23 protein-coding genes are annotated in these 25,494 nt (G+C 58.3%); all 23 read right to left on the bottom strand.

What is annotated here, in order from left to right; genetic code table 11:
• Positions 1-82: 82 nt before the first annotated feature.
• Positions 83-1,405 (bottom strand): NAD(P)H-dependent oxidoreductase, encoded by a 1,323-nt coding sequence (locus AXE86_RS08560; RefSeq protein ID WP_050341441.1) that lies wholly within the window; start codon positions 1,403-1,405, stop codon positions 83-85.
• A 178-nt stretch (positions 1,406-1,583) separates the two neighbouring features.
• Positions 1,584-3,212: a chaperonin GroEL gene (gene groL / locus AXE86_RS08555; protein WP_009753995.1), complete on the bottom strand. Its 1,629-nt coding sequence runs from the start codon at positions 3,210-3,212 to the stop codon at positions 1,584-1,586.
• A 194-nt stretch (positions 3,213-3,406) separates the two neighbouring features.
• Positions 3,407-3,688 (bottom strand): co-chaperone GroES, encoded by a 282-nt coding sequence (gene groES / locus AXE86_RS08550; RefSeq protein ID WP_009753994.1) that lies wholly within the window; start codon positions 3,686-3,688, stop codon positions 3,407-3,409.
• Between the two features lie 255 nt (positions 3,689-3,943).
• A complete protein-coding gene (locus AXE86_RS08545; RefSeq protein ID WP_061946250.1) occupies positions 3,944-5,668 on the bottom strand; it encodes a methyl-accepting chemotaxis protein in 1,725 nt (574 codons plus the stop codon).
• 13 nt (positions 5,669-5,681) lie between these two features.
• Positions 5,682-6,602 carry a sugar ABC transporter substrate-binding protein gene (locus AXE86_RS08540; protein WP_061946248.1) on the bottom strand — a complete coding sequence of 307 codons (921 nt, stop codon included), beginning with the start codon at positions 6,600-6,602 and terminating at the stop codon, positions 5,682-5,684.
• Positions 6,603-6,632: 30 nt separating this feature from the next.
• A complete protein-coding gene (gene ilvN, locus AXE86_RS08535; RefSeq protein ID WP_009753991.1) occupies positions 6,633-7,133 on the bottom strand; it encodes an acetolactate synthase small subunit in 501 nt (166 codons plus the stop codon).
• 1 nt (position 7,134) lies between these two features.
• Positions 7,135-8,817 carry a biosynthetic-type acetolactate synthase large subunit gene (gene ilvB, locus AXE86_RS08530; RefSeq protein ID WP_061946976.1) on the bottom strand — a complete coding sequence of 561 codons (1,683 nt, stop codon included), beginning with the start codon at positions 8,815-8,817 and terminating at the stop codon, positions 7,135-7,137.
• A gap of 70 nt (positions 8,818-8,887) precedes the next feature.
• A complete protein-coding gene (locus AXE86_RS08525; RefSeq protein WP_061946246.1) occupies positions 8,888-9,535 on the bottom strand; it encodes a ComF family protein in 648 nt (215 codons plus the stop codon).
• A gap of 788 nt (positions 9,536-10,323) precedes the next feature.
• Complete coding sequence (locus AXE86_RS08520; protein ID WP_061946244.1) at positions 10,324-11,376, bottom strand: L-threonylcarbamoyladenylate synthase; 1,053 nt, start codon at positions 11,374-11,376, stop codon at positions 10,324-10,326.
• Between the two features lie 12 nt (positions 11,377-11,388).
• Positions 11,389-12,267 (bottom strand): peptide chain release factor N(5)-glutamine methyltransferase, encoded by an 879-nt coding sequence (prmC, locus tag AXE86_RS08515; protein WP_061946242.1) that lies wholly within the window; start codon positions 12,265-12,267, stop codon positions 11,389-11,391.
• Complete coding sequence (gene prfA, locus AXE86_RS08510; RefSeq protein WP_061946239.1) at positions 12,267-13,331, bottom strand: peptide chain release factor 1; 1,065 nt, start codon at positions 13,329-13,331, stop codon at positions 12,267-12,269. Before prfA ends, prmC begins: the two co-directional genes overlap by 1 nt.
• Complete coding sequence (locus AXE86_RS08505) at positions 13,325-14,248, bottom strand: DUF1385 domain-containing protein (protein ID WP_061946238.1); 924 nt, start codon at positions 14,246-14,248, stop codon at positions 13,325-13,327. The genes prfA and AXE86_RS08505 overlap by 7 nt, the downstream gene beginning before the upstream one ends.
• A gap of 112 nt (positions 14,249-14,360) precedes the next feature.
• On the bottom strand, positions 14,361-14,561 hold the full coding sequence (gene rpmE / locus AXE86_RS08500) for a 50S ribosomal protein L31 (RefSeq protein ID WP_009753984.1): 201 nt from the start codon (positions 14,559-14,561) through the stop codon (positions 14,361-14,363).
• 213 nt (positions 14,562-14,774) lie between these two features.
• Positions 14,775-16,058 carry an NAD(P)/FAD-dependent oxidoreductase gene (locus tag AXE86_RS08495; RefSeq protein ID WP_061946237.1) on the bottom strand — a complete coding sequence of 428 codons (1,284 nt, stop codon included), beginning with the start codon at positions 16,056-16,058 and terminating at the stop codon, positions 14,775-14,777.
• 152 nt (positions 16,059-16,210) lie between these two features.
• Positions 16,211-17,578 carry an MATE family efflux transporter gene (locus tag AXE86_RS08490; protein ID WP_061946236.1) on the bottom strand — a complete coding sequence of 456 codons (1,368 nt, stop codon included), beginning with the start codon at positions 17,576-17,578 and terminating at the stop codon, positions 16,211-16,213.
• 22 nt (positions 17,579-17,600) lie between these two features.
• On the bottom strand, positions 17,601-18,773 hold the full coding sequence (locus AXE86_RS08485) for an N-acetylmuramoyl-L-alanine amidase (RefSeq protein ID WP_061946235.1): 1,173 nt from the start codon (positions 18,771-18,773) through the stop codon (positions 17,601-17,603).
• 175 nt (positions 18,774-18,948) lie between these two features.
• Positions 18,949-19,557, bottom strand: a complete 609-nt coding sequence (locus AXE86_RS08480; protein ID WP_009753979.1) for a MotE family protein — start codon at positions 19,555-19,557, stop codon at positions 18,949-18,951.
• A 49-nt stretch (positions 19,558-19,606) separates the two neighbouring features.
• Positions 19,607-20,215, bottom strand: coding sequence for a lytic transglycosylase domain-containing protein (locus AXE86_RS08475; RefSeq protein ID WP_061946234.1), 609 nt, complete (start codon positions 20,213-20,215; stop codon positions 19,607-19,609).
• Entirely contained in the window at positions 20,212-20,679 is a 468-nt protein-coding gene (gene fliJ / locus AXE86_RS08470) for a flagellar export protein FliJ (RefSeq protein WP_009753977.1), read from the bottom strand. Before fliJ ends, AXE86_RS08475 begins: the two co-directional genes overlap by 4 nt.
• Positions 20,676-22,052, bottom strand: coding sequence for a flagellar protein export ATPase FliI (gene fliI, locus AXE86_RS08465; protein ID WP_061946233.1), 1,377 nt, complete (start codon positions 22,050-22,052; stop codon positions 20,676-20,678). Before fliI ends, fliJ begins: the two co-directional genes overlap by 4 nt.
• Entirely contained in the window at positions 22,049-22,840 is a 792-nt protein-coding gene (locus AXE86_RS08460; protein ID WP_061946232.1) for a FliH/SctL family protein, read from the bottom strand. Before AXE86_RS08460 ends, fliI begins: the two co-directional genes overlap by 4 nt.
• Positions 22,833-23,852: a flagellar motor switch protein FliG gene (fliG, locus tag AXE86_RS08455; RefSeq protein ID WP_009753974.1), complete on the bottom strand. Its 1,020-nt coding sequence runs from the start codon at positions 23,850-23,852 to the stop codon at positions 22,833-22,835. Before fliG ends, AXE86_RS08460 begins: the two co-directional genes overlap by 8 nt.
• Positions 23,853-23,854: 2 nt before the next feature.
• Entirely contained in the window at positions 23,855-25,435 is a 1,581-nt protein-coding gene (gene fliF, locus AXE86_RS08450) for a flagellar basal-body MS-ring/collar protein FliF (RefSeq protein ID WP_061946231.1), read from the bottom strand.
• Between the last annotated feature and the right edge of the window lie 59 nt (positions 25,436-25,494).

Raw genomic sequence — 25,494 nt, 5'->3', positions numbered from 1 at the left:
CTCATATCTCAGTTTCTCAAAAGTGAACCCCCCACGCCTGCATCGTGGGGGGCATTGTATTTTAGGAAGCTCAGCAATTCCTTTACTTCAGCGCGTACCCGTTGCCATACATCTTGTCCTGTTCTTTACGCACCTGATAGAGCTGCGTGGACGTATCGAGGTCGACCATGTCGAGTGTGAGGAGTGTGCCCTTTTTGACATCGCATTTCATGCGTGCGTTTTTGTTGACGAGGGGGTAGACGACGTAGCCGTTTCGGTACGTCTCCTCGGCTGTCGCAATCGAGGCGTAGGTCGTGTAGCCGCCGATGCCATCAAGGCTTTCCCCCGCCTTCAGGTCGCGCTTGGCGACGGTGATGCACTCGCTGACCGGGCCGTCAAGCGGGATGATGGTCGGTTCGCCGTCGATGACGATTTTCGCCACGCTGAGCGGCGTCTCGAGGTTGCAGAGATGATAGGGGCGATAGAGGGTCCAGAGGGGGCCATGCCCCATCTGGAGATAGTCCATCACGTAGGCAGCATCCTCATTCGGACATGCGACGGTGACAAAGACGCCGGGCGCAATGCCATTGACATACTCCACGACGCCGTGCCGATTCAGGATACCGCCATCTTTCTTGAGCTTAAAGAGTTCGTTGAGATCGGCGCAGCAATGCTGCGGCGAGCCCGCGGGACCGTGAGCACCGATCACGTCGGGGACAAAGCCTGTGGCGTTCGACATCGCCGTCATCTCGACCATGGTCTTCGTGCCGTCCTTGAACGAGGTGAGCATGCGCGGGTTCATCTTGCGGCGGACTGCTTCCTCGTACACGGTATCGGGATTGCAGTCATAGTCGATCTTGTTGTTCTTGCCCTTACCAATGACCTTGACATCCAGCCCCATCGCACACGCAAAGGAGTAGAGCTCCATGACCGCACCCGGCTCGTCGCCTGCCGAGCCGGTATAGATGACGCCGTTCTTGTCGCCGAGCTTCTTGAGATAGCTGCCGATGACCACATCGGTCTCAACGTCCATCATGACGACGTGCTTTTTGTTGTTCAGTGCGTCGATCGCGATCCGCACGCCGACTTCGGGCACGCCTGTCACATCAATGGCGACCTCGACGAGGTTCGCGTGCGAGATAAATGTGTCGTTCTCTGTCGCAACGTACTTGCCCTGCTCCATGTAGCGATTTGCCTCATCGATGGTCTTTGCGACGGCGATATCCTCGTCACGGACACCCGCGGTATGAAAGGCCTTGATGACCTTATCCAGTGTATGATCGGCAACAATGGCAGGCATAATGCCCTTCATGAGCACCATCTGCGAAACCAGTCCGCGCCCCATCTGCCCCACACCCACGATGCCTGTGCGGATGATCTTGCCCTCTGCCTCGCGTTTCGCGAGTTTCTTATCTATATTCAGCATGCGAAACTCCTTTTGCTCCTCTGTCGATGGAGCTCTATTATCTTCATGCTCTGTAGTATAGCACTGTATCTGTATTTTAACAATCCGTCGATATAGATTGTAAAACAAAAAGAAGCATGCTCCACTGATAGGAAACATGCTTCTTCGCTATTTCACGATATGATCGAGGGCAACTGCCTTACATCATGCCGCCCATACCGCCCATGCCGGGTGCACCTGCAGGTGCCGGAGCCTCAGGCTCGGGCTTGTCCGTGACGAGCGTCTCGGTCGTGAGCACCATGGCAGCGATAGATGCCGCATTCTGCAGGGCAGAGCGCGTGACCTTCGCCGGGTCGACAATGCCCGCGCCGATCATGTCGACGTAGGTGTTCTCGAGTGCATTGAAGCCAACGCCATCGCCCGCCTTCTTCACGCTGTCGACGACAACCGAGCCCTCAAGGCCTGCATTCTCAGCGATCTGGCGCACCGGAGCCTCGACCGCACGGCGCACGATCTCGACGCCGACCTTGACGTCGCCCTCGACGTTCAGCTTGTCGAGTGCCGGGAGGATGTCGATGAACGTCGTGCCGCCGCCGGCAACGATGCCCTCTTCGACTGCCGCACGCGTTGCATTGAGTGCATCCTCAACGCGGTACTTCTTGTCCTTCATCTCGACTTCTGTCGCTGCACCGATCTCGACCACAGCAACACCGCCGGCGAGCTTTGCCAGACGCTCCTGCAGCTTCTCACGGTCAAAGTCGGACGTGGTCTCTGCGATCTGCTTCTTGAGCTGTGCCACGCGTGCGGAGATCTGTGCCTTGTCTCCTGCACCGTCGACAATCGTCGTCTCCTCCTTGGAGGAACGCACCTGACGTGCACGGCCGAGATCCTCGATCGTGACGCTGTCGAGCTTGCGGCCGACCTCTTCGCTGATGACCGTGCCGCCCGTGAGGATAGCGATATCCTCGAGCATCGCCTTGCGGCGGTCGCCAAAGCCCGGTGCCTTGACCGCGAGTGCCTTGAACGTGCCGCGCAGCTTGTTGACCACGATGGTCGCAAGAGCCTCACCGTCAAGGTCCTCTGCGATAATGACGATCTGCTTGCCCTGCTTCACGACCTGCTCCAGAACGGGCAGGATATCCGCGACCGAGGAGATCTTGCGGTCGGTGATGAGCACATAGGGATCATCCATGACGGCTTCCATCTTGTCCGTATCCGTCACCATGTACGGCGAGATATAGCCGCGATCGAACTGCATGCCCTCAACAACGGAGAGGTTCGTGTCCATGGTCTTGGACTCCTCAACCGTGATGACGCCGTCCTTGCCGACCTTCTCCATTGCCTCTGCGATGAGCTCGCCGACCTCGGAGTCTGCCGAGGAGATCGACGCAACCTGCGCGATCTTTGCCTTCGTCTCGACCTTCTGTGCCTTGCTCTTGATCTCCTCGACCAGCGTCTTGACCGCCATGTCGATGCCCTTCTTGACGATCATCGGGTTCGCGCCCGCCACGACGTTGCGCATGCCCTCCTGGATCATCGCCTGTGCGAGGAGCGTCGCCGTCGTCGTGCCATCGCCCGCGATGTCGTTCGTCTTCGTCGCAACTTCCTTCACGAGCTGTGCGCCCATGTTCTCGAACGGATCCTCGAGCTCGATGTCACGTGCAATCGTCACGCCGTCATTCGTGATCGTCGGTGCGCCGTACTTCTTATCGAGGACAACGTTGCGTCCCTTCGGGCCAAGCGTTACCTTGACCGCATTTGCCAGTGCATCAACGCCGCGGCCAAGAGCGCGGCGTGCCTCTTCGTCAAACAGAATCTGCTTTGCCATTTATATTGCCTCCACGTTTCGTCTATCTAAGGTAACACTGATAAAATGAGGTCTGCCAAATTGGCGTAGATTTTTTGTCCGAACAAGGTGGAAAACCAGACGCAGAGTGGGGCTCTGTGGAGGATTTTCCGCCGAAGTGCGGGCGAAAAAGATGCGTCAAGATGGTAGTGCCGAATTTATCAGTACTTCCCTAATTACAGGATTGCCAGAATGTCGCTCTCGCGAACAATGAGGTAGTCCTTGTCGTCAACCTTGATCTCAGAGCCCGAGTACTTCGAGAAAACGACGCTGTCGCCTTCCTTGACCTCAAGGCCTGCACGCTGTCCGTTCTCGAGGAGCTTGCCCGTACCGACCGCAACGACCTTGCCCTTCTGCGGCTTTTCCTTTGCCGTATCGGGGAGCACAATGCCGCTCGCCGTCGTGACATCGCTCTCTGCGACTTCAATGACAACACGTTCGCCCAATGGCTTAATCATGGTATCTTCCTCCTAGTTTATCCCAAATCTTTTTGTCGCGTTAGCACTCTCATTGACTGAGTGCTAACTTACGTTGTCTATAGTAAATGTTTTTAGTCAAAAAGTCAATAGGTATTTTGTAAAAAAGTCAAAAAAACAACAAAGAGCCATAAAAGGCTCTCTGCATAATATGTAAATTTTTCGTGCGAATGGGCGATGCCTCTAAGCGAACCCTAGTGGAACAAACGAGAAAAGTGTGCGGTATGCCCAGCAGCGTTACTCCTTGAACGCCGCCACGAGGTTTTTGAGGCGCGCCGTCCCTTCCTTGAAGGTCTGGATCTTTGCAAGGATATTCTCGTACTCTGCCGCCATGGAGACGACTCTCTCCGCGATGCGCGTGTTGCCCTCCGCACCCTCGTGTGTCGCGTTGCGAATCCCCTCCATCGCCGCATTCATCTCGCTGATCGAGCCAAGGAGTTCCTGTGACCGCGACGTTGTCGCCTCTGCAGTTTTGCGGAAGAACTCCGCATCTGCCTTGTACTGCTCTGCTGTTTTGTCCATCAGGTCATAATCGCCGCGGATGTTTTCATCAATGAAGGTGAGCAGCCTATGCGTACCGTCGGAGAGAGCCTGCACCGAGCCCGTAACCTGCCCCGTAAGGCCCTTGATCTTCTCTGCCGTTCCGCGCGACTGCTCGGCGAGCTTTCCGACCTCGCCCGCGACCACGGCAAAGCCGCGTCCCTGCTCGCCTGCACGCGCTGCCTCGATGCTTGCGTTCAGAGCGAGGAGGTTCGTCTGTTCGGCGATCTCGGAGATCTCCAGCGTGAGCTGTCCGATCTGGTCGACGACCTTCGAGGACTCGATCGCCTCTGCCACAGAGTCCTTCGTCGAGCCGTAGATCTGACGCGTATTGAGACGCGACTGCTCCATCGTCGTCTGGAGATCGGCGGCACGCTGTGCAACCTCGCGCGTATATTCCTCACTCTCGCGTGCTGCGTCCGCTGCTCCCTTGATCCCATCGTTCAGCTCCCCGCTGAGATGCTGGACACTGGATGTAGATGCTGCTGTCTCCTCCATGCCTGCGGACATCTCTTCGGTCACGGCAGACATGTCCTGCGTGTCATTGTTGAGCCCATGCAGCATTTCCTCAAGCTCCGCGACCATCGCATCGGTCTGCTCCGCCTCCTCGTGCACCTGCTTCATAAAGCCCTGCATCTTGCCGAGTGCCTTGACGACCGTACCGATTTCATCCGCACGGTCAGAGAGTTCGCGCGGGATCTCACGCGAGAGGTCGCCGGACGCGACGGCACTCAGATGTCCGATGGAGGATGCGAGCGGATCGGAGATGTTATCTGCAATGCGGCGCGACACAAGAACACCAACCCCCACCGCAATGACGATGATGATGGCAAAGCTATAGACTGTACGGTCATAGCGCGCGTTGTTCGCCTCAAAGAGCTGCTTCCCTTGGAACACGTTGTCGGGCGTGAGCACTGCCATATTGCTTGAGATGACGGTGAGCGAGGCAAGATTGTCAAAGATCGCGACGCGATCCTCGGGGGTTGTCCCCATATTGTTGACTGCGCCGACCTTGTCCGCCGCGACGCTCAGATTCTTTTCCAGTTCGGCAATCGTCGCCTGTGCCCGCTCGCTCGTGTCGATCTTCTTGAGCTCCTCCATGTCGTGATGGAGCGCGTTTAGATTGCCGAGCACATCGTCCACGAGAATCTTGCGGTTGTCCGCTGTGATGCCCTCCTGTAGGATGTACGGCACGTTGACGCTGATTTTCCGCAGACGCGTATTGGCATCGTTCAGATACTGCGTCGACATGAGATTATGGTGATACATATCGTCAAGCGACTGTTTTGCCTGATCGTTCGAGTAGATACCGACGACGGCGACAACGAGGATGGCTGCCAAGAGGAATACGGACAGGATGAACACCTTTGTCCGCACGGCATAGTCCTTCATTGCCTCCGCAGAGATGAACGGCAGATTCATGGCACTCCCCTCCTCACTTCGCCTGCGCAAGATTGTCCGCAGTTATGGACGTAAACGGAATCGCAAGATCCCCACTCGGCGGATTCCCCTTGAGGAAGCCCTCTGCAAGTGTGAGTGCCCCCTCACCCTGCGCTTTTGCGTCCTGCTTGACCGTCTGCGCCATCTCGCCCGCCTCGACTGCTGCGAGACCCGCAGGGGTGGCATCGACCGCAGAGACAAGGCATCCACTGAGGCGGTTTGCCCCCTTGAGTGCGGCAATCGCACCGAGTGCCATCTCATCATTTCCTGCAACGACACCGTTGATCTCGGGGAACATATTCATCCAGAGCATCATGGTCTTCAAGGCCTCGGCCTTGCTCCATCCGGCATCCACGAACGAGAGCAGCTGAATGTCGGGGCGCTTGTCCAGACACGCTGCCTTGAACCCCTCCCAACGGCCGACAGCACTGCTCTGCGTCTCATCGCCCTGCAAATACACGATCTTCGCGTTCGGAGGCAGATGCGCTGCCATGTACTCGCCCTGCATACGCCCCGCCTCCACATCGTCGGAATAGGCGCGGAGCACCTTGCCGCCCGCAACGCTGCGGTTGACTGTGATGACGGGAATGCCCGCATCGTTTGCCTTTTCAATGGTCTTAACGATGCTGGAACCATCGGCAGCAAGCAGGATGATCGCCCCCGCACCGCTGCCGATCGCCTCGTTCAGCTGGTCGATCTGCATATTGCCGTCGTTCTTCGCGTCGAGGAATTCGACCTCAATGCCGTCCGCCTTCGCCTTCGCGGCAAACGCGTCCTTGATCTGCGCGCAGAATCCGTCACTGTCATCGTAGTTTGCGTAGATGACCCGATCCGAACTCGCCCCCGGCAGCCCGCAGCCCGCCAGCGAAAGGCATGCAGCAGGCAGGAGCAGAAGCCCCCATGCCCTGAGATTCATGTCAAAACACTCCTTCCCTACCGAAAAAAACTACATCTGCTTGACGGGCACAGGTCCACGCGAGAGCGCAATCGCCCCCGTTCGTGCGATCTCGATGATGCCGTAGTCGGACAGCAGCTCCGAGAGGGCATCGATCTTCTTCGCGTCGCCCGTCAGCTCAATGACGACATTCTCCACGCCGACATCTACGATGCGCGCACGGAAAATGTTCACCACGTCGATGATCTCCGCACGGTTCTCCTTCGTTGCGTGCACCTTGATGAGCACAAGTTCACGCGTGATCGACTCGAACTGCGTGAGGTTGACGATCTTCACCACGTCGATGAGCTTAGAGAGCTGCGTCACGACCTGCCGCAGTTCGTTCTCCGAAGCGACCGAGACAACGATATTGATGCGCGTGACCGAGGTTTCCTCTGTATAGCCGGCAGAGATGCTCTCGATGTTGAAGGCACGGCGGCTGATGAGCCCTGCGATATGGGTCAGGACGCCCGGTTTGTTGTCGACGAGGACGGCAAGCAAATATTTGTCCATCTTATCTTCCTCCCAACACCATCTGATCGAGACGCTTTCCGCCCGGCACCATCGGCACGACATCCGCCTCCTCGGGCACGATGACGTCGATGAGACGCGCTCCTTTTTCGCGGAGCACGCGCGGCAGAACTTCTGCGAACTCCGCCCGCGTTTCGATGCGGCATCCCGCGACGCCCATCGCCGCAGCGAGCTTGACGAAGTCCGTCTTGCCCTTGAGCTCCGATGCGGAGTAATGATGATTGTAGAACAGACGCTGCCACTGACCAACCATGCCGAGGATGGAGTTATGTACGATGACAACCTTCACATCAATATCGTTGTCCGCGATAGTCGCAAACTCTTGGCAGTTCATCATGATGCTGCCGTCGCCCGTAATCAGCACAACTTCCTTGTCGGGACGCGCGAGCTTTGCCCCGATCGCCGCAGGAAGCCCGTAGCCCATCGTGCCGAGTCCGCCCGAGGTGAGGAAGCGGCGCGGCTCCGTACACGCATAGTACTGTGCTGCCCACATCTGATGCTGCCCCACGTCCGTGACGCAGATGGTATCGGGGCCGACGATTTCGCGCACGCGGTGCAGGAGTTCCTCGGGGCGGATCGCCTCACACTCCTTCCATCCGAGCGGATGCTTTTCCTCCATGGTGCGGACACTCGCCTGCCACGCCAGCATACGGGATGCCACATCTGCCGCCGCAGGACGCAGGGCATCGAGGAAGGCGGGCAGACTCTCGCGCAGATCTCCGAGGACAGGGATGTCGGCGCGCACGTTCTTGTTGAACTCGGCAGGGTCAATGTCAAAGTGGACGATGCGTGCCTTCGGGGCAAACTCTGCCACTGCGCCCGTCACGCGGTCGCTGAAGCGCGTACCGACGGCGAGCAGCAGGTCGCAGTCCTGGATCGCCATATTGGAGGCATAGGTGCCGTGCATCCCCGCCATCCCCGTATAGCCGGGCGTATCGGCAGAAACGCCGCCGAGCCCCATCAGTGTGGAGACGGCAGGCATCCCCGTCAGGGCGAGGAGTTCCCGTACATACGCTGCCGTATCCGAGAGGATGACGCCGCCGCCGACAAAGAGCAGCGGCCGCTCTGCCGTGCGGAGGGCGTCCGCTGCCGCGCGTACGGCATCGACATCCAGCGGGACACTGCCACTGTATCCGCGCAAGGCGGCGGCAGCAGGAGAGGCAAAGTCGATCTCTGCATCGAACACATCCTTTGCCACGTCGATGACGACGACGCCGGGACGTCCCGTCCGCGCGATGAAGAAGGCCTCCTTGATCACGCGCGGCAGATCATGCACGTCCTTGACGAGGTAATTGTGCTTCGTGATCGGTGTCGTAACGCCGACGATGTCCGCCTCCTGAAAGGAGTCCTTGCCGATGTAGGGATTGGCGACCTGCCCGGTGATGCAGACCATCGGAACAGAGTCCATATTCGCCGTTGCAATCCCCGTCACGAGGTTCGTCGCACCCGGTCCCGAGGTCGCAAAGACCACGCCAACCTTGCCCGAGGCGCGCGCGTAGCCGTCTGCCGCATGTGCAGCACCCTGCTCATGGCGCGTAAGGATATGCGGAAATTTCATCTTATATACTTCATCGTACAGCGTGAGGACGGCGCCGCCGGGATAGCCAAAGACGACCTCCACACCCTCCTGCCTAAGGCTCTCCAAGAGAGCCCGCGCTCCATTCATCACCAAAGTAACTCCCCCTTTATCATAGAGTGAATTATAGAGCATTTCTGTCCATTTGACAAGGAAGGACTCAGCGATGTTCCCCCGCGAGTGCAATTGCATAGACACGTCGTGCTCCGCCGTGCCGCAGAACGTGCGCACACTCCGTCAGCGTTGCCCCCGTCGTCATGATATCATCCACGAGCAGGAGATCCTTCCCTTGCACATCTGCACCATGTACGAGGGCGAACGCGCTGCGCAGTTCCTGTCGCCGCTCCGTACGTGTCATCTCATAGAGCGGCATCGTCTCACGCGTGCGGACAAGAATAGGTTCAAAAGGGATGCCATACGACGCAAACCACGGAGCAAAGATCTCCTCTGTCTGGTTAAAGCCGCGCTCTTTCTGCCGCTGTGGTGCAAGTGGGACGGGAACGGCGATAAGGGACGGCGGCAGCTCCTCCAGTACCTCCTCCCCCGTAGCGAGAATCGTACGCAGATTGTCAAGCACTGCCATCTTTCGGTGATATTTCAGCGCGCGCAAAAGATCACGGATACCGTCACGATAGTGTGCCAAGACCCAGACGCCCGTCAGATCTTCCGCCATCGCGCCCATCTCCATCATGCGGCGCATGCCGATGAGCTGCCGCGCACACGCCGGGCAGAATCCCTGCCGCTCTACACAGGCGTGACAGGATGGACAGCGCGGCGGGAAGAGGAAATCGAGAAGTGCAGAAAGCAATTGCATCCCCTCCATCACAAAGAGCCCACTGAGCAATTCTATCTACATGAATTATATATCAATTCAGACCTTTCCGCATTGTTTTCCTTGTAAAAATCTATTGCATTTCCAGTTTATTTATGATATGATAAATTCAGAAAAGAGATATATCTCCTCATAGTCATAAATGCTGGAAAGGAGAATGTCTATTGACACAAATTCTTCGGCAGGGCGGTATCGTCTCCTGAGCAGTATGCATCTTTGAAGAAGAACTGAGCCTGCATCGGCAGGTGCTCCGTTGGCATCATCTCATGAGAACCGTCTAGGTCCGGTCGTCCTCGGGTAGTGTGAGCAGACGACACTCGTGTTACTGTACGATTCATTTTTCGAAAACCACGCGCGCAACTTGGATGATACAGAGATCTCCAAAACGGTTTCAGCTGAACGTACAATATGCGGCTGTGCAGACACACGCGGTGATCTGTGCGGCAAAAAGCAAACACAACTGAATAAGGACGTGGAAACACATTTATGATTGCCAAATGACCGGCAGCTTGCTCGAAACAGAGCGGCTGTCGGTTCTTTCGTTTCTCTGCCGCCAATGCTGTAATGGCGGCACTTTCTTTAGGAAGCACTGATAAATTCAGCACCGCCATCTTAGCGCATCTTTTTTGCCCGCACTTCGTCGGAAAATCCTCCACATAGCTTTGGCTATGCGTCCGGTTTTCCTCCTTGTTCGGACGAAAAAATCTACGCCAATCTGACGGACTTCATTTTATCAGCGATTCCTTTATTCAGCGGCTTCGCGTTCAAACATAGATGATGTTGCCCCCGCTTGCCTTGCGCAGACGGTTCATGATCGCAATCCCGAGTCCGACCGAACCTGTCCCCTCCGCCAGAAGCGAGGTGGCATCCGTGTCGTCAAAATGGCGCAGCGCATCGTAGAGGCAGGCGGCAAGTGCACTCTGATTGCCGCGTGCGCCGCAGTAGTAGGTATACGCCGCAGGCAGGAGTCCACTGAGAGCCATGATGGTATCGTTGCTCGCGATCAGTGCAGGCCGCTCGCCTGCCGCCATACGACGCTCGATCTCTATCCGCAGTGCCCCGACGACATCCGTCCCTGCCCCCGCAAAGACCGTGAGCGGCACGCGCGGCGCATAGTGTGTGTACTTCATGCCGGGAGCACGCGGCGCGGTATCCGCCGAAACGAGTGCCGCATCCATGCGTACAGTGAGATGCGGCAGCTCGGCAGAGATCATCTCGGGGGTCACCGCACCGGGGCGCAGGATGGTGACGCAGTCCTCCTCCGTGCAGTCGACGATGGTGGACTCTACCCCCCATGTGCAGCTGCCGCCGTCGAGGATGAGCGGAATCCGCCCCGTCATATCCGCCGCCGTCATCGCTGCCGTCGTCGGGCTCGGACGCCCTGAGATGTTCGCCGAGGGTGCGGCAATCGGCACCCCCGCCGCGCGGATGAGCCGCCGTGCCACGTCATGGACGGGACAGCGTACGCCGACCGTCGACAACCCGCCCGTGACCAGCGGCGGAATATGCGCGGCTTTCGGCACGATGACGGTGATGGGGCCGGGCGCGAATGCCGTGAGCAAATGTGCTGCAGCGGGCGGCACCTCCTCTGCCGCCTCGTGCAGCATGGAGAGATCGGCGATATGGAGGATGAGCGGATTATCGGAAGGGCGTCCCTTCGCCTCGTAGATCCGCGCACACGCCGCCGCATCGAGCCCATTTGCACCAAGGCCATAGACCGTCTCCGTGGGGAATGCGACCAACTGCCCATCGCGGATCAACGCTGCGGCACGCGCAAAATCCTCCGTGGATGCAGGGCGAAGAATCTCCGTCTTCACGTTGTTCCCTCCTTAAGCGGTCTCTCCAACGACCACGCGTTCAATCCCCACCAGATCGCGGAGTGTCTTCGTCCGCACGATGCGCGGATGCGCCGCCATGAGTGCCGCGACGTCCGTTGCCTCATGGATGCCCACCTCAACGGCGATAACGCCGCCCTCCGTCAGGAGGTCAGGCGCATCCCGCAGGAGGCGACGATAGACGGCGAGCCCGTCTGCTCCACCGTCAAGTGCGAGATGCGGCTCATACGCCTGCACATCCTCCATCAGGGTTTTTACATCAGCAGATGGGATATACGGCGGATTGGACAGGATCATAGCATAGCTGCGTCCGAGGAGCGGCGCCGTGAGGTCACCCGTCAGTACCTCGATGCGCTCCGTCAGTCCCAGCGTTGCCGCGTTCTCTGCGGCAACTGCCGCGGCAGCGGGAGAGATGTCCACGGCATCTGCGCGCGTCCCCTCCGTATGGTGCAGGACGGAGAGCGCGATTGCCCCCGTCCCCGTGCCGATATCGGCAAAGCGCAGCTCCCCCGCCCCTGCCTCTGCTCGTGCACGCAGGGTATCCACGGCGAACTGCGCCAGAATCTCCGTATCGGGACGCGGGATGAGCGTATCGCGCGTGACGCGGAAGGCCAGCCCCATGAACTCGCGTCTGCCGAGTATGTAGGCAATCGGCACGTGCGCCCCGCGCTCCTTCACATAGCTGCGAAACGTTGCCAGTTCCGCAGGCTCGAGCGGCTCGTCAAAATGCACATAGAGATACATGCGATCCCGACCGAGCACGGCAGCGAGCAGCACCTCGGCATCGAGGCGCGATGTCTCTATGCCGCGCGTGCGGAAAAAATTCGTTGTCCACGTCAGCAGTTCCTGTATTGTCCATACACGCTGCGCCATCAGTTCACCTGTTTCAGACGTTCTGCCTGATCGGCCGTAATCAGCCCCGCCAGCAGCTCATCCAGCTCGCCGTCCATCACTGCATCAATTTTATAGAGCGTCAGTCCGATACGGTGATCGGTCACGCGTCCCTGCGGGAAATTGTAGGTGCGGATGCGTTCGCTGCGGTCGCCCGAGCCCACCTGGCTGCGGCGGTCGGCCGCAACGGCATCTGCCTGCTCCTGCTGTGCACGGTCGTAGAGACGCGCCCGCAGTACCTTCATCGCCTTCTCGCGATTTTTCAGCTGGGATTTCTCGTCCTGACACTGAACGACGATACCCGTCGGGATATGCGTGATGCGGATCGCCGTCTCCGTACGGTTGACATACTGCCCGCCCGCACCCGACGCACAGTAGGTGTCGATGCGCAGATCGTTCGGATCGATGGTCACCTCGACCTCCTCTGCCTCGGGCAGGACGGCGACGGTCACCGCCGAGGTGTGGATGCGCCCGCCGGACTCCGTGACAGGAATGCGCTGGACGCGATGCGTCCCGCTCTCATACTTGAGTTTGCTGTATGCGCCGGCACCGCTGACGAGAAAGGTGATCTCCTTGAATCCGCCGATCTCCGTCGGATTGCTGCTGAGCACCTCGGTACGCCATCCCTGTCGCTCGGCATAGCGTGCATACATGCGAAAGAGGCTCGCGGCAAAGAGCGCCGCCTCCTCGCCGCCCACGCCGCCGCGAATCTCGACGATGACATTCTTATCGTCGTTCGGGTCGCGCGGCAGGAGGAGAATCGGCAGCTCGGCGGCGAGACGATCGCGCTCTGCCTCCGCCTCCGCGATCTCCTCCGTGAGCATCGCCTTCATCTCGGCATCGGCCTCGGCGAGCATCTCCTTATCCTCATCAATGGTAGCCAGCGCCCGTCGGTAGGATTGGTACGCCTCGACGATTGGCGTGAGCGTCGCGTGCTCGCGCGTATAACGCTGCCACACCGCCATATCCGCCATCACGGACGGATCGCTGAGCAGTGTCTCAAGCTCACGGTATTTATCTTCTACTGCAGCAAGTTTGCTTAGCACGTTGTCTCCTTCTGCTCATTCCGATAATTTCCGCTGCCCGCGGGGATATCCTCTACCGGCAGCACAGCCTTCAGCGACTCAATCGCCACCTCGACCATCTCATCAGCGGGCGGGCGCGTCGTCAGGTACTGCAGCCACAGTCCGGGCGTGATGAGGATGTGTACGAGGTGATTCTCACTGCGTCCCGCAAAACGGATGATCTCGTAGGAGGCACCCGCCACGATAGGCAGGATCGCAAGGCGGCTCAGAATGCGCAGCCAGAGATCGGGCCAGCCGAAGAAGACGTGAAAGACGATGGCGACCACCATGACGATGAGCAGGAAATTCGTTCCGCAGCGCGGATGCAGGCGCGGAAACTTCTGCACGTTCTCCACGGTCAGTGCCTCCCCTGCCTCGTAGCAGTGGATGGTCTTGTGCTCCGCACCGTGGTACTGGAAGACGCGGCGGATGCCCCCCATGAAGGAGATCCCCCAGATATAGAGGAGGAATACCATGAGACGAATGCCGCCCTCAATGAGGTTGAACACGATGGGATCGTCCGTATACGCCGCCGCGAGATGTGCCGCTCCGGTCGGGATAACGATAAAGAGGATGCTCGCAAGGACGAGGGCAAAGAGGATTGTCATGGCGATCTCCTTTTTCGTCATCTGCTCGTCCTCCTCACCTGCTGCCTGCGCGGAGAAGGAGAGGGCGCGCATCCCGATGATGAGGGACTCCACCATGATGACCGAGCCGCGGATGAGCGGCAGGTTGAGCACCGGATAGCGGTCGCGAATGGAGGAGACCGTGCGCGTCTCGACATCGATGTCACCGCTTGGCAGGCGCACGGCGGTCGCTGTCTTTGATGCATTGCGCATCATTACGCCCTCGATGACCGCCTGCCCACCGACGGCAAGATCCGTAATTTTCTTTGGCATAGTTTTCCTTTGTCATATAAAAAAAAGGCCATTGCACGATCTCTCGCACAATGGCCTCTTCCTAATTTTCGTGCGGTGAAGAGGCAAGGTGCAGTGCACCTCACCGCCGTCACTATTTCTTCGCGTAGCGCTTCTGGAACTTCTCGATGCGTCCGCCCGCCTGAACGTCACGCTGACGCCCCGTGAAGAACGGATGGCACTTCGAGCAGACATCGATACGCAGATCCTTCTTCGTCGAACCGGTCGTGAACGTATTGCCGCAGCCGCACGTCACCGTCGCCTCGAAGTACTCGGGATGAATGCCTTCTTTCATGTTGATACACCTCGTTTCTTTTGCCGGATACAAGCACCCTTATGTGCGCTTGGTTGAACTCGACTGTCTCGCCGAGAACGGGTGAAGGAAGCACAAACCCATACGAAGCCCATTTGAGCGGCTTTACGGATCCGTGATTTCTTACGTATGGAAACAAACGCCCTGCGTTCATTACCGCGCAAGTATAGCATAAAATATTAATATGCGCAAGTCCTACTCCAGCTTGCTGTGAATGATGCGGGCAAGACGCGTGCCGAAAAAGAAGTTCCAGATCCACTTGATAGAAACGGTAAAGTCTGCATATTTTCCAGCAAGTCGGATGAGATGGACAAGCATCCACGCAAACCACGCAAAGAAGCCGCTTGCCTTGAGATTGAATCCAAGTACGGGCATTGGTCCGTTCATGACCGCCTCGCCCCTGCCGATGGTCGCCATCGCGCCAAGGTCATGGTAGACAAACTTGCCGAGCTGGTCGGGCATCTTCCCACTGATGAGTGCCATGATGTTCGCCTTGACCTGCATTGCCTCCTGCGTCGCCACGGGGGCGACTGTCGGCAGCGGACGCTCCGTTCCGTGCTGGAAGTTCGCGCAGTCGCCGATCGCGAAGACACAGTCGCTGCCCTTTACGAGAAGGTTCTCCTCGACAATGATGCGCCCCGCGCGGTCAACCTCGCCGCCGCAGTCCTTGATGAAGTCCTGCGCACGCACGCCTGCCGCCCAGATCACGGTCTTCGTTGAAATGATCTCTCCATCCTTGAGGACGAGATCGTTGCCGTCATACGCCGTCACCGCTGTGTTGAGACGTACATCAACGCCCTTATTGCGCAGGACGTCGATGGTGTGCTGCTGCAGATCGGGCGGCACCATCGGCAGGACGGAGCCCATCGCTTCAAGCAGCGTAACGTGCACCTCGGAGAAATCAATGTTATGGAACTCTTTCTTGAATACGCCGATGAGCTCCATGATCGCACCTGCCATCTCGATGCCCGTCGCACCGCCGCCGACGATGACGAAGTTGAGGTGGCGAAGGCGCTCTTCCGTATGAGAGGGATCGGTCTTCTTCGAGGCACGCTCGAACTCATGCACAATGTGTCCGCGCAGGGCAATCGCCTCCTGCAGCGTTTTCATGCCGTAGGAGTTGCGCGCAACACTCTCATTCCCAAAGAAGTTCGTCGTGCCGCCTGCCGCAAGAACGAGATAATCGTAAGAGATCTCGCCGTGATCCGTCAGCAGGACGCGCCGTCCCTGATCGACGCCCGTCGCTTTTGCCATAAAGAAATTAACATTGTTGTTGTTCCGGAAAAACGCACGCGTCGGATAGGCAATCTCAGATGCAGAGAGCACCGCCGTACTCACCTGATAGAGCAGCGGCTGAAACAGATGGTAGTTGTGACGGTCAACGAGCGTAATGCGCACGTTCTCCTTTGCCAACTCCTTGGCAAGGTGCACTCCGCCAAACCCCGCACCAACGATGACAACATGCTTCTGATCTGCCATGACAAATCCCCTTCTCATAAAGTGAAAAAAATCACACAGCTATGTCACATCAATCCTACGAAGAGATTATATACCGAATCCCCCGTTCCATTGGCATTATCATACCATATTTCAGGGTAAATTCAATAGGATTTTTTCACAGAGCACAGCCTTTATGACTGCTCGGCCTGCATCGTTCTGCGCATCCGCTGCTCGATGATGCGCAGGCGGATCATGAGGAGCACCGCGCCGACGACGATCCCGCCGATCAGCCCCGCCCAGTAGCCATACGGACCGAGATTGGTATACAGCGCGAGCAGATACCCACTCGGCAGTCCGATCCCCCAGAAGGACAGAATGGCGAGCCAGAACGTCACCGTCACGTCCTTGTACCCGCGCAGCGCCCCCTGCAGCGGCGCATTGACACAGTCGCTGAACTGCATGAGGAGCGCGTAGAGAAGAAACACCTGCAGCAGCTCCTGTACGGCGGGATCCGTCGTGTAGAGCGCGGCGACCGTATCGCGCATGGCTGCGAGGACGAGTGCAACGACACCGACGAAGAGCAGCGTGAGTACGCGGCTGAGGCGGATGTAGGCGCGCGCACCGCTCTCGCGGCCGCCGCCGATCTCATAGCCGACGAGAATCGTAATCGCCATGGAGACGGAGAGCGGCAGCATATAGACGATGGTGGTGAAATTCATCGCCGCCTGATGCGCCGCAAGCACCGTCGTCCCGTACGCCGCCATCAAAAGGCCGACCGCGCCGAAGATGCTCTGCTCACAAAATACCGTCAGCCCGATGGGGACGCAGATGGCAAGCAGTGCCCGCCATGTTCCGAGTGCAGGGCGCGGCAGATGCGAAAAGACGCGATAGCGGCGGAACTGCGCCATACGCAGTGTGACGACGATGTTGAGGATGAGATTGACACAGTAGCTGAGCGCCGCCCCCAGTCCTGCACCTGCTCCGCCGAAGGCGGGGACGCCGCACGCGCCGTACATGAAGATGTAATTGAGTACGATGTTGAGCGGCACGGTCGTCATGGTGATGAGCATGGTTAATCGCGTCCGCCCATGCGCATCGATGAGGTTGCGCAGGACGCTCGCCACGGCAATGGGGATGACCCCCCAACCAATGTAGGAGAGATAGCGCAGGGTGATCCCCTCCACCACGGGCTCGAGCGCGAGTGCGTGCACGAGATGAGGAACGGTGAGTGCGCCGATTGCATAGAGCAGTACAGCAAGGAGCGTCGCCCAGCAGAAGCTCTGCTGAACGACGCTCCGAATCTCACGCGTGTGCCCTGCCCCGTAGTGCTGTGCAATGATAGGAGTGAGTCCCGAAATCAGTCCGATGAATGCACCGAATACGGGGAAGAAGATGCTCGCGCCGACGGCAACACCCGCGAGATCCTCCTTGCTAATGTGTCCCGCCATGACCGTATTGAAGAATCCCGGTGCCATGAGGGAAATCTGCGTGATCAGTATGGGAAAGAGCACGATAAAGAACTGCCGTGCACGTGCCGGATAGCCGTGAACCTCCTTCAAGGTCTCCCTCCCCTCTCATCAATCATCCAAAATAGTCTGCAATCCCGTCCGCAATGCCGCGCGCGATATTTTTGACGCCCTCCTCACTGTTCATCATCCGCTCCTCATCTGCGTTCGAGATGAAGGAGATCTCCACGAGTGTGGCGGGCATATCCGTATGCTTCACGACGTAGAAATTGCAGGTCTGCGTGCCGCGGTCGAGTGTCCCGATGGCGTCAATGAGCGCCAGACGCACGCAGTCGGCAAGGCGTTTGGATTTCTCCGATGCCTTTGCATAGTAGTACGCGGTCGTCCCCTTGACCTCGCGATTGGTAAACGCATCAGCATGAATCGAAAGGAAGATATCCGCATTCGCGCGATTTGCGATCTCGCAGCGCGCCTCCAGTTCCTCGACTGCCGTGGCATTTGCCCCCTTGTCAGAGACCTCCGTATCCGTCGTACGCGTGAGCACGACCGTCGCGCCCTCTGCCTCAAGAAGACGCTTCAGCTCGCGGCTGACGCGCATCGTCACATTCTTCTCCATGACCCCCGTCGGACCAATCGCGCCCGAGTCGCTGCCCCCATGACCGGGGTCAATGGCAATCTTCTTCCCCTTGAGGCCGATGATGTCGGAGATATCATGGCCGACATCGTCGCCTGTATGGTCGCCATCCCGTTGATCTGAGGGAGACGTCGTCTTGGGCGGAGCAGGCTTTACAGGTTTGGTCGGCTGCTGCGCTGGGGCAGGCTTTGCCGGCGGTGCCTTCGTCCCCGCCGTGACCTTCGGCGTACGGCCAAAGTCTAGGACGATGCGCGGCTTTCCACCATCGAGGGAGAACACCTTCCAGCCGTCCTTCCCGACGGTCGTATCCACCACGATGCGCACCGTTTTCTCATCGAACTGTGCGGCGCGGACCCCCGAAACGAGGGGCGAATTCACCGAAACGTTTTTCTTTGCCTCTGGCATGATCCACGCATTTTGAACGTCCAGTACAACGCGTGTCGGGTTCGCTAGGACGAACTGCCGATAGGTGACGGGATGATCAGAGTCCACCACGATGCGGACATTTCCCTCGGTGCGTCCAATGCGGATGCCCGTGATCTTCGCCATATCCTTTGTCCGGTCGCTGAACGCGGCATCTGCTGTCCCTGCGGGAAGGAGGACGCCGAGCATCCCGATGAGAAGTGCGGCGGCCAGTAAAAATATGCGGCGCAAGCGTATACCCCCTAACGGAAGTTTGACCATCCCCACGGACAGACTTCCAAAAAGCCTGCGAAGAGCTTGGGCAGCACCGCTCGATTCAGCGATTCCTTCCAGCAGCTTCACAGGCTCTCCCATTGACCCTCTGCGGCAGTGTCGATTCACTCAGCACTGCATCTTCATCAGTGTATTATTGTTCTGGCGGTGCGCTCTGCGCTTCTCCGGGGACAGCACTTTCCTCTGCCTCACCCGGCACAGGAGCATTGCGACGTGTCGTCGCACGGCGCGGTGCGCCCTCATACATGATCTGTGTGATCTGCGCCGCACGGTCAGGCTCGAACTCCGTCAGCACCTTCGCCGCATTTCCTTCGTCCATACGCTGGAGAATGGCAATGCAGAGATTGATGTCGAGCGACTCCATGACCTTGGCAGCATCCGCCGGCTTCATATCGTTGTAGAGGCGTGCGAGCTTCGTGATTCGCTTCTTCTCTGCCGTCTCGCGTTCCTTCTGCTGCTTTTCGATTTCCTCTTTGGTGATCTTGACGCTCTCCGGTACCTTCTTTTGCTTCGTTGCCGTGCTCGTCGTCGAAGACGATGCGGACGAGGACTGCGAACTCTCTTCCTCGCTCTCCGCCGGCGGCACAAAGTACTCACCGACCACAGGCAGCTCATGGAGTTTATACTCCTCGTTGAGCTCCTTCGTATCAAAGAGACGGAGATAGACGCCGAGAGCAAATCCGCCTACAATCAGCACGAGGATTAAGATCAGCACCAATAGGATCTTCAGTTTTTTCCGCATGGATTTCCTGCCCTCTTTCTCTTCCCCTTATCCTGCCCATCTCATCCGATTAGCGGTATATATCGAGGACGCGATTCACGTAATCCTGCGTCTCCGCATAGGGAGGTACGCCGCCGTATGCCTTTACCGCATTGGGTCCTGCGTTGTAGGCAGCAACCGCCTTCTTCACATCGCCGCCGAAGGTGTTCATCAGCTCGCTCAGATACTTCGCGCCGCCCTCAACATTGCCCTCCGCACTGTACGGGTCAACCCCAAGCCCGGCGGCAGTCTCCGGCATGAGCTGCATGACGCCGACCGCGCCCGCAGGAGAGACGGCATCCTGATGTCCGCCCGACTCGACCTCGGCGACGGCCGAAACGAGTTTTGGGTCGACGTGGTACTTCTGTGCCGCCTGATGAATCATCTGCGTGAGGTCGGGATTGGCCAGTTCCGCCTTTCCTGCCTTCTCCGCGTGCGCCGGTGATGCAACGGGCTTTGTCCCGTCAACACGCTGCGCAGCCTGTGCTTTGGACGCCGCCGCAGCCGTGTTCTTATCGATCTCCTGCTGGAGTTTTGAAGCGAAATCCAACCCCGGGAGATTCTGCTGTTTGAGGTTGAATTCTCCCTCGATCTCGGCGATGCGCGCCTGAATCTGCTGAATGCCCGAAAGATCTATCATACGGCTTCCTCCCATTCCCTATTGCGCATGGTCAGCTGCAGGCCGATCTCATCAAGCATCTTCTGCTCTTCCCGCAGTGCCTCCGCCTTGTACTCGGCAAGGCGTTTTTCCCTTAGTTTCTCAATGCTCTTGAGCGCGCTCATCTGCTCCATCAGTACTTTCAGTGCTTTCTGGCGCACGGCGTTCGCCCGCAGGATCACCTGTTGCTGATCTTCGATCTGCTGCCGTTTCCATCCAAAGAATTGGTTAAAACTCATGAGCCGACCGATCTTGATGTGCGTGCCCTCCTTGGAGATCTTCTCGTAGTCACGCTGTCCCTGTGCCATCTCCTCGAGCAGCTGCCGCTGATAGGCACGTTCCTCCTCCAGAGCTCGCACAGCTTTGGCAAAGGCGACCTCCGCCTCTTCCTTCTTCATGCGCGTCACCTTGAGCAAGGTCTCGAGCTGAAAGCGAAATTTTTTCATGATGCCGCCTCATTTGCGGACGTTTCTTTCCCTGTCAGGCCGATGAGCTGTTGCTCCGTCTCCGCGTAGGAAGTCACCTCGTAGATGTCCTGACAGAGAAAGTCGTTGATGCCGTCGATCTTCTGGATTGCGGCGTCGATCTTCGGGCTGGAGCCCTTGACGTACGCACCGATGTGGATGAGATCCTCCGCTTCTTGATAGACGGCCATGAGTTGACGCATTTCCTGCGCCGCCTCGAGATGATTCTTCGCAACGACCTCATACATGACACGACTGACGCTGCTGAGTACGTCGATGGCAGGAAAATGGTTCTGCGCGGCGATCCGCCGCGAGAGCACGATATGCCCGTCTAGGATCGAACGCACCGCATCAGCGATCGGCTCATTCATATCGTCGCCGTCAACCAGCACGGTATAGATGCCCGTAATGGATCCCTTTTCGCTCGTTCCGGCGCGCTCTAGGAGACGCGGCAACATGGCGAAAACCGATGGGGTATAGCCGCGTGTCGCAGGCGGCTCGCCGATGGTGAGCCCGACCTCACGCTGCGCCATCGCAAATCGTGTTACGGAATCCATCATGAGCACTACCTTGCGCCCCTGATCGCGAAAGTACTCCGCAATCGCCGTTCCCGTCATAGCTCCCTTGATGCGGACAAGTGCCGGCTGGTCAGAGGTGGCAACCACGACAACGGAGCGTTTCAGCCCCTCCTCGCCGAGATCGCGCTCGATGAAATCGCGCACCTCACGTCCGCGCTCTCCGACGAGCGTGATGACACTGATGTCCGCCTCTGTATTGCGTGCAATCATGGAGAGCAGCGTGGACTTGCCAACGCCGGAGCCCGCCATGATGCCGATGCGCTGTCCGTCCCCCATCGTGATGAGCCCGTCAATCGCGCGCACACCAACGTAGAGGTTGTCATGGATGCGCGGCCGCGTCAACGGAGGCGGCGGCGGCGCCTGCAGGGGATACTCCTCCTTGGCGAGGATGGGGCCCTTGCCGTCGATTGGATTGCCGAGTCCGTCAAGCACACGGCCGAGCAGCTCCATACCAACCTTCACGCGGAGCTGGCGCCCCGTTGCGACAACCTCGCAGCCAGGGCCAATGCCCTGCATCTCGCCGACCGGCATGAGGAGAACGCTCCCCTCGCGAAATCCGACGACCTCCGCCGGCACGGGCGGCATCCCTGCAAAGTGAGAGCTCACATAGCAGAGCTCACCGACGGTCACCGTCGGCCCCTGCGACTCGATGACCAACCCGATGATCTGCGTCACCTTACCCGTCAGCTTCATCGGTGAAGCAGCGCGGAGCGCATCCTTAAACTTATGGATATTTATGGAAAATGGGGGATTTCCCCCCGTTTCACTCGTATTCATAGCATAACTTCCCGCACCGCTTTTTTCAGCTGTTCGATCTGCGTCTGCAAACGCGCATCAACGCTGCCGTTCGGCGTCTCCACCAAACAGTCGCCCGGCTTCAGGCTCTCATCGGATGTAATCGAGAGACTGCTGTCCCCCGCTGTCACAATGCCACGCAGTTCATCGCGTGCCATCAGCACAAAGTCATAGCTGTCCGGCGGAACGTGGACGACAATCTCTTTCTGATCCTTGACGCGCTCGATGGCATCGCGCACAATGGGCAGAACCATCTGCGGCACATCAATGAAATGCTGCGGAAGAACGCGCTCCACGGCAGTCATCGCAATAGATACGATGACCTCCTCCGCCTGCATGAGGTAGTCACGCATCGCGTCGTGTGCATCGCGCAGGGTCTTCTCCGCCTTCGCGTTGGTCTGGCGGATGAAATCCTCCATCTCCTCGCGTACGGCGGCCTCGCCCGCCTCTCTGCCAGCAGCAAAGCCCTCGTCGTGCCCCGCTTGACGCGCCTCCTCGCGATCCTTTTCGATCTGCTCTTTCGCCTCGCTGAGAAGCTTCTCCCGCTCCTGTTCGATTTCACCGCGGCGTACGGCGATCTCCATGTCCAGCTCTTCACTGCGGACATCAATTGCGTGTTCACGCTCCTCGATGCGCGAGAGCAGGAACTGGACGGTCTCCTCGCTGACACCATCCTCCATGCCATCTGCGGACGGCGGAATGGATGGGGCGGGGACGTCGATGAGATGCGGGTTCTCCTCCCAGATGGCGGCCTTGATAACTCTAGACAATCATCTCGTCTCCCTTGCCGCGCGAAATCACAATCTCGCCCTTGTCCTCGAGTACGCGAATGACGGCGACAACCTTCTGCTGTGCCTCCTCCACGTCGCGAATCTTGACCGGGCCCATGAACTCGATCTCCTCGCGCAGCATATCTGCCGCACGCGTCGACATATTCTTGTAGACTTTCTCTGCAACTTCCTGTGGCGTTGCCTTGAGCGCGAGGGAGAGATCCTTGGTCTCGACCTGACGCAGGACAAGCTGCAGGGAGCGGTCGTCGATCTGGACGATGTCCTCGAACACAAACATGAGCTTTTTGATCTCTTCGGCAAGCTCGGGGCTGTCGACCTCGAGGGTTTCGACAATCGCCTTCTCCGTCGTACGGTCGACGCGGTTGAGCACCTCGACAATCGCCTTGATGCCACCTGCCGATGTAAAGTCCTGTGTTACCATGGACGACAGCTTCCGTTCCAGCACACGCTCGACCTCGCGGATGGAGTCCGGCGAGGTGCGATCCATGGTCGCGATACGCTTCGTGACCTCGACCTGAGACTCTGGAGGCAATGCTCCGAGAACAATTGCTGCCTGATCTGGCTCCAGATACGCCATGATGAGGGCGATGGTCTGGGGATGCTCGTTCTGGATAAAGTTGATGAGCTGTGCTGGGTCGGTCTTGCGCAGGAAGTCGAACGGACGCACCTGCAGACTCGTCGTGAGACGGTTGATGATCTCGAGCGCCTTGTCCGGACCGAGGGCCTTTTCCAGGACGTTCTGAGCATACTGCAAACCACCCGAGGAGATGTAGTCCTGTGCCATGCACATGGAGTAAAACTCCGAGATGACCTCCGCCTTGAGTGCGGACGAGACCTGCTTCTGGTTGGCGATCTCAAGCGTCAGCTGCTCGATCTCGTCGTCGTCCATGTGCTGAAACAGCTTTGCGGAGTACTCAGGACCAATGGCGATAAAGAGAATCGCCGCCTTCTGCTGGTTGGTCAGATCACCGCTGCCATATAGATCCGGCATGGTTACTCCTCCTCCGTAAGCCACGTCTTGACAAGGAGCGCCACCTCTTCGGGCTTGCTGTCAATAAGCGCAAGCAGTGCGAGCTTCTGATTCATCTGCTGCTGCTCCTCCTCAGAGAGATCCTCTTCCTCGACCTCGCCGGCAGCGATTGCGGCGGCACGCTCCTCGGCAAGGCGCTCTTCTTCGAGACGCTTTGCCTCCTCGGCAGCCTCGCGCTCGAGACGCTTCTTGCGGCGATACATGAGAATCGCGGCAACGATGAGTGCAATGATGAGAAGAACGGCGCCAACCTGCATGTAGAAGATGCGGTCCTGACGATCTTTCTCTGCCTGCAACTCCGCCGCACGGCGGTCTGCCGCCTCCGTGCTGAACGGCAGCGGCTCAACGGAGATCGTATCGCCGCGCGTCTGATTGATGCCTGCCGCGCTGCTCACCGTGCGCAGGATGCTCTCCTGCTGCGGCTGCGTCACGTCGTCATTGACAAGGACAGCAACCGTCATACGGCGGATCGAGCCCGGAGAAGCAATTACGTGCTGGCGTTCCTCGTTGATCTCATAGTTCTTCGTGGATTCTTTTTTCTCGTAGGCAGCGTTCGCGTTTGACTCCTGCTCAACATAGCCTGGGACGTTACTCTGGACGCCCGCAGGGCCACCGGGATTCGTCGAACTGCCGTTGTAGCTCTCGGAGATGTCCTGCTGGCTGCGGATGATGCCTGCATCATCTACCACAGGGGTAAAGGTCTGACGATCCGTCAAGCGGTCGTCAAAATCCAGCTCCACACTGACGCGGGCAAATGCACGCCCTTCCCCGAGCGTCTGATCGAGCAGGGTCTGCACCTTTTTCTCGATGTTGTCCTGCACCTTGCGCGTCATCTCAAGCTGGGTGATGGTCTTTGCGCCAAGCCCCTTCTCATCCTGATCGTCTGGATCATTCAGGATCTTGCCCGTATCGTCGACGATGGTGATGTTCTCCGGCGTCAGCCCCTTGATGCTGTGTGCTGCGAGATTGACAATACCTTTAATTTCCTTTTTCGTCAGCTCTGCATGCGGCTTCAAGCGCAGCATAATGGAAGCCGTCGCCGGCTTCTCCTCTTTTTTGTAAAGGCTGTCCTCGGGCAGCACGATGTGAACACGTGCCTTATCGACTGCCTCGATCTGCTCGATGGTACGCGTCAGCTCGCCCTGCAGTGCCTGCAGATAGTTGACGCGGTTCTGGAACTCGGTCACGCCGAGTTTGCTGTCGTCGAAGATCTCAAAGCCCTTGTTCCCGTGCGGAAGTCCCTGCACGGCGAGGTTGAGGCGAGCCTCATGCACATTCGCCGTCGGAACGAGAATCGTCGTGCCCGACTTATTCTCCTGTATTTCGTAGCTGATCTTCGATTCACGCAGCTGATTCGCGACCTCGCCCGCATCTTTGGTCTCCATGTCGGTAAACAGCGGAACCATATCGGGCTTGCTGCCGTACCAGAAACTAAGGCCGAAGACCAGTACGAGAATTGCAAGTGCCGAGCCGAGCATGATGTAGCGCTGCCGCTTGTCAAAGCGTTTCCACAAGGCAAGGCTGCGCTCTTTCCACTCTCCCATAATCTCTTTCCCTTCAAGTCACCGCGGTTGTGCTTCCCCGCGAGGGTGCAAACAGAACG

The organism is Selenomonas sp. oral taxon 136, assembly GCF_001554015.1.
In the GTDB taxonomy this organism is placed as follows: Bacteria; Bacillota; Negativicutes; order Selenomonadales; family Selenomonadaceae; genus Centipeda; species Centipeda felix.
Note: the sequence above shows the minus strand (reverse complement) of the source record. Positions and strands in the feature narration are given on the sequence as shown.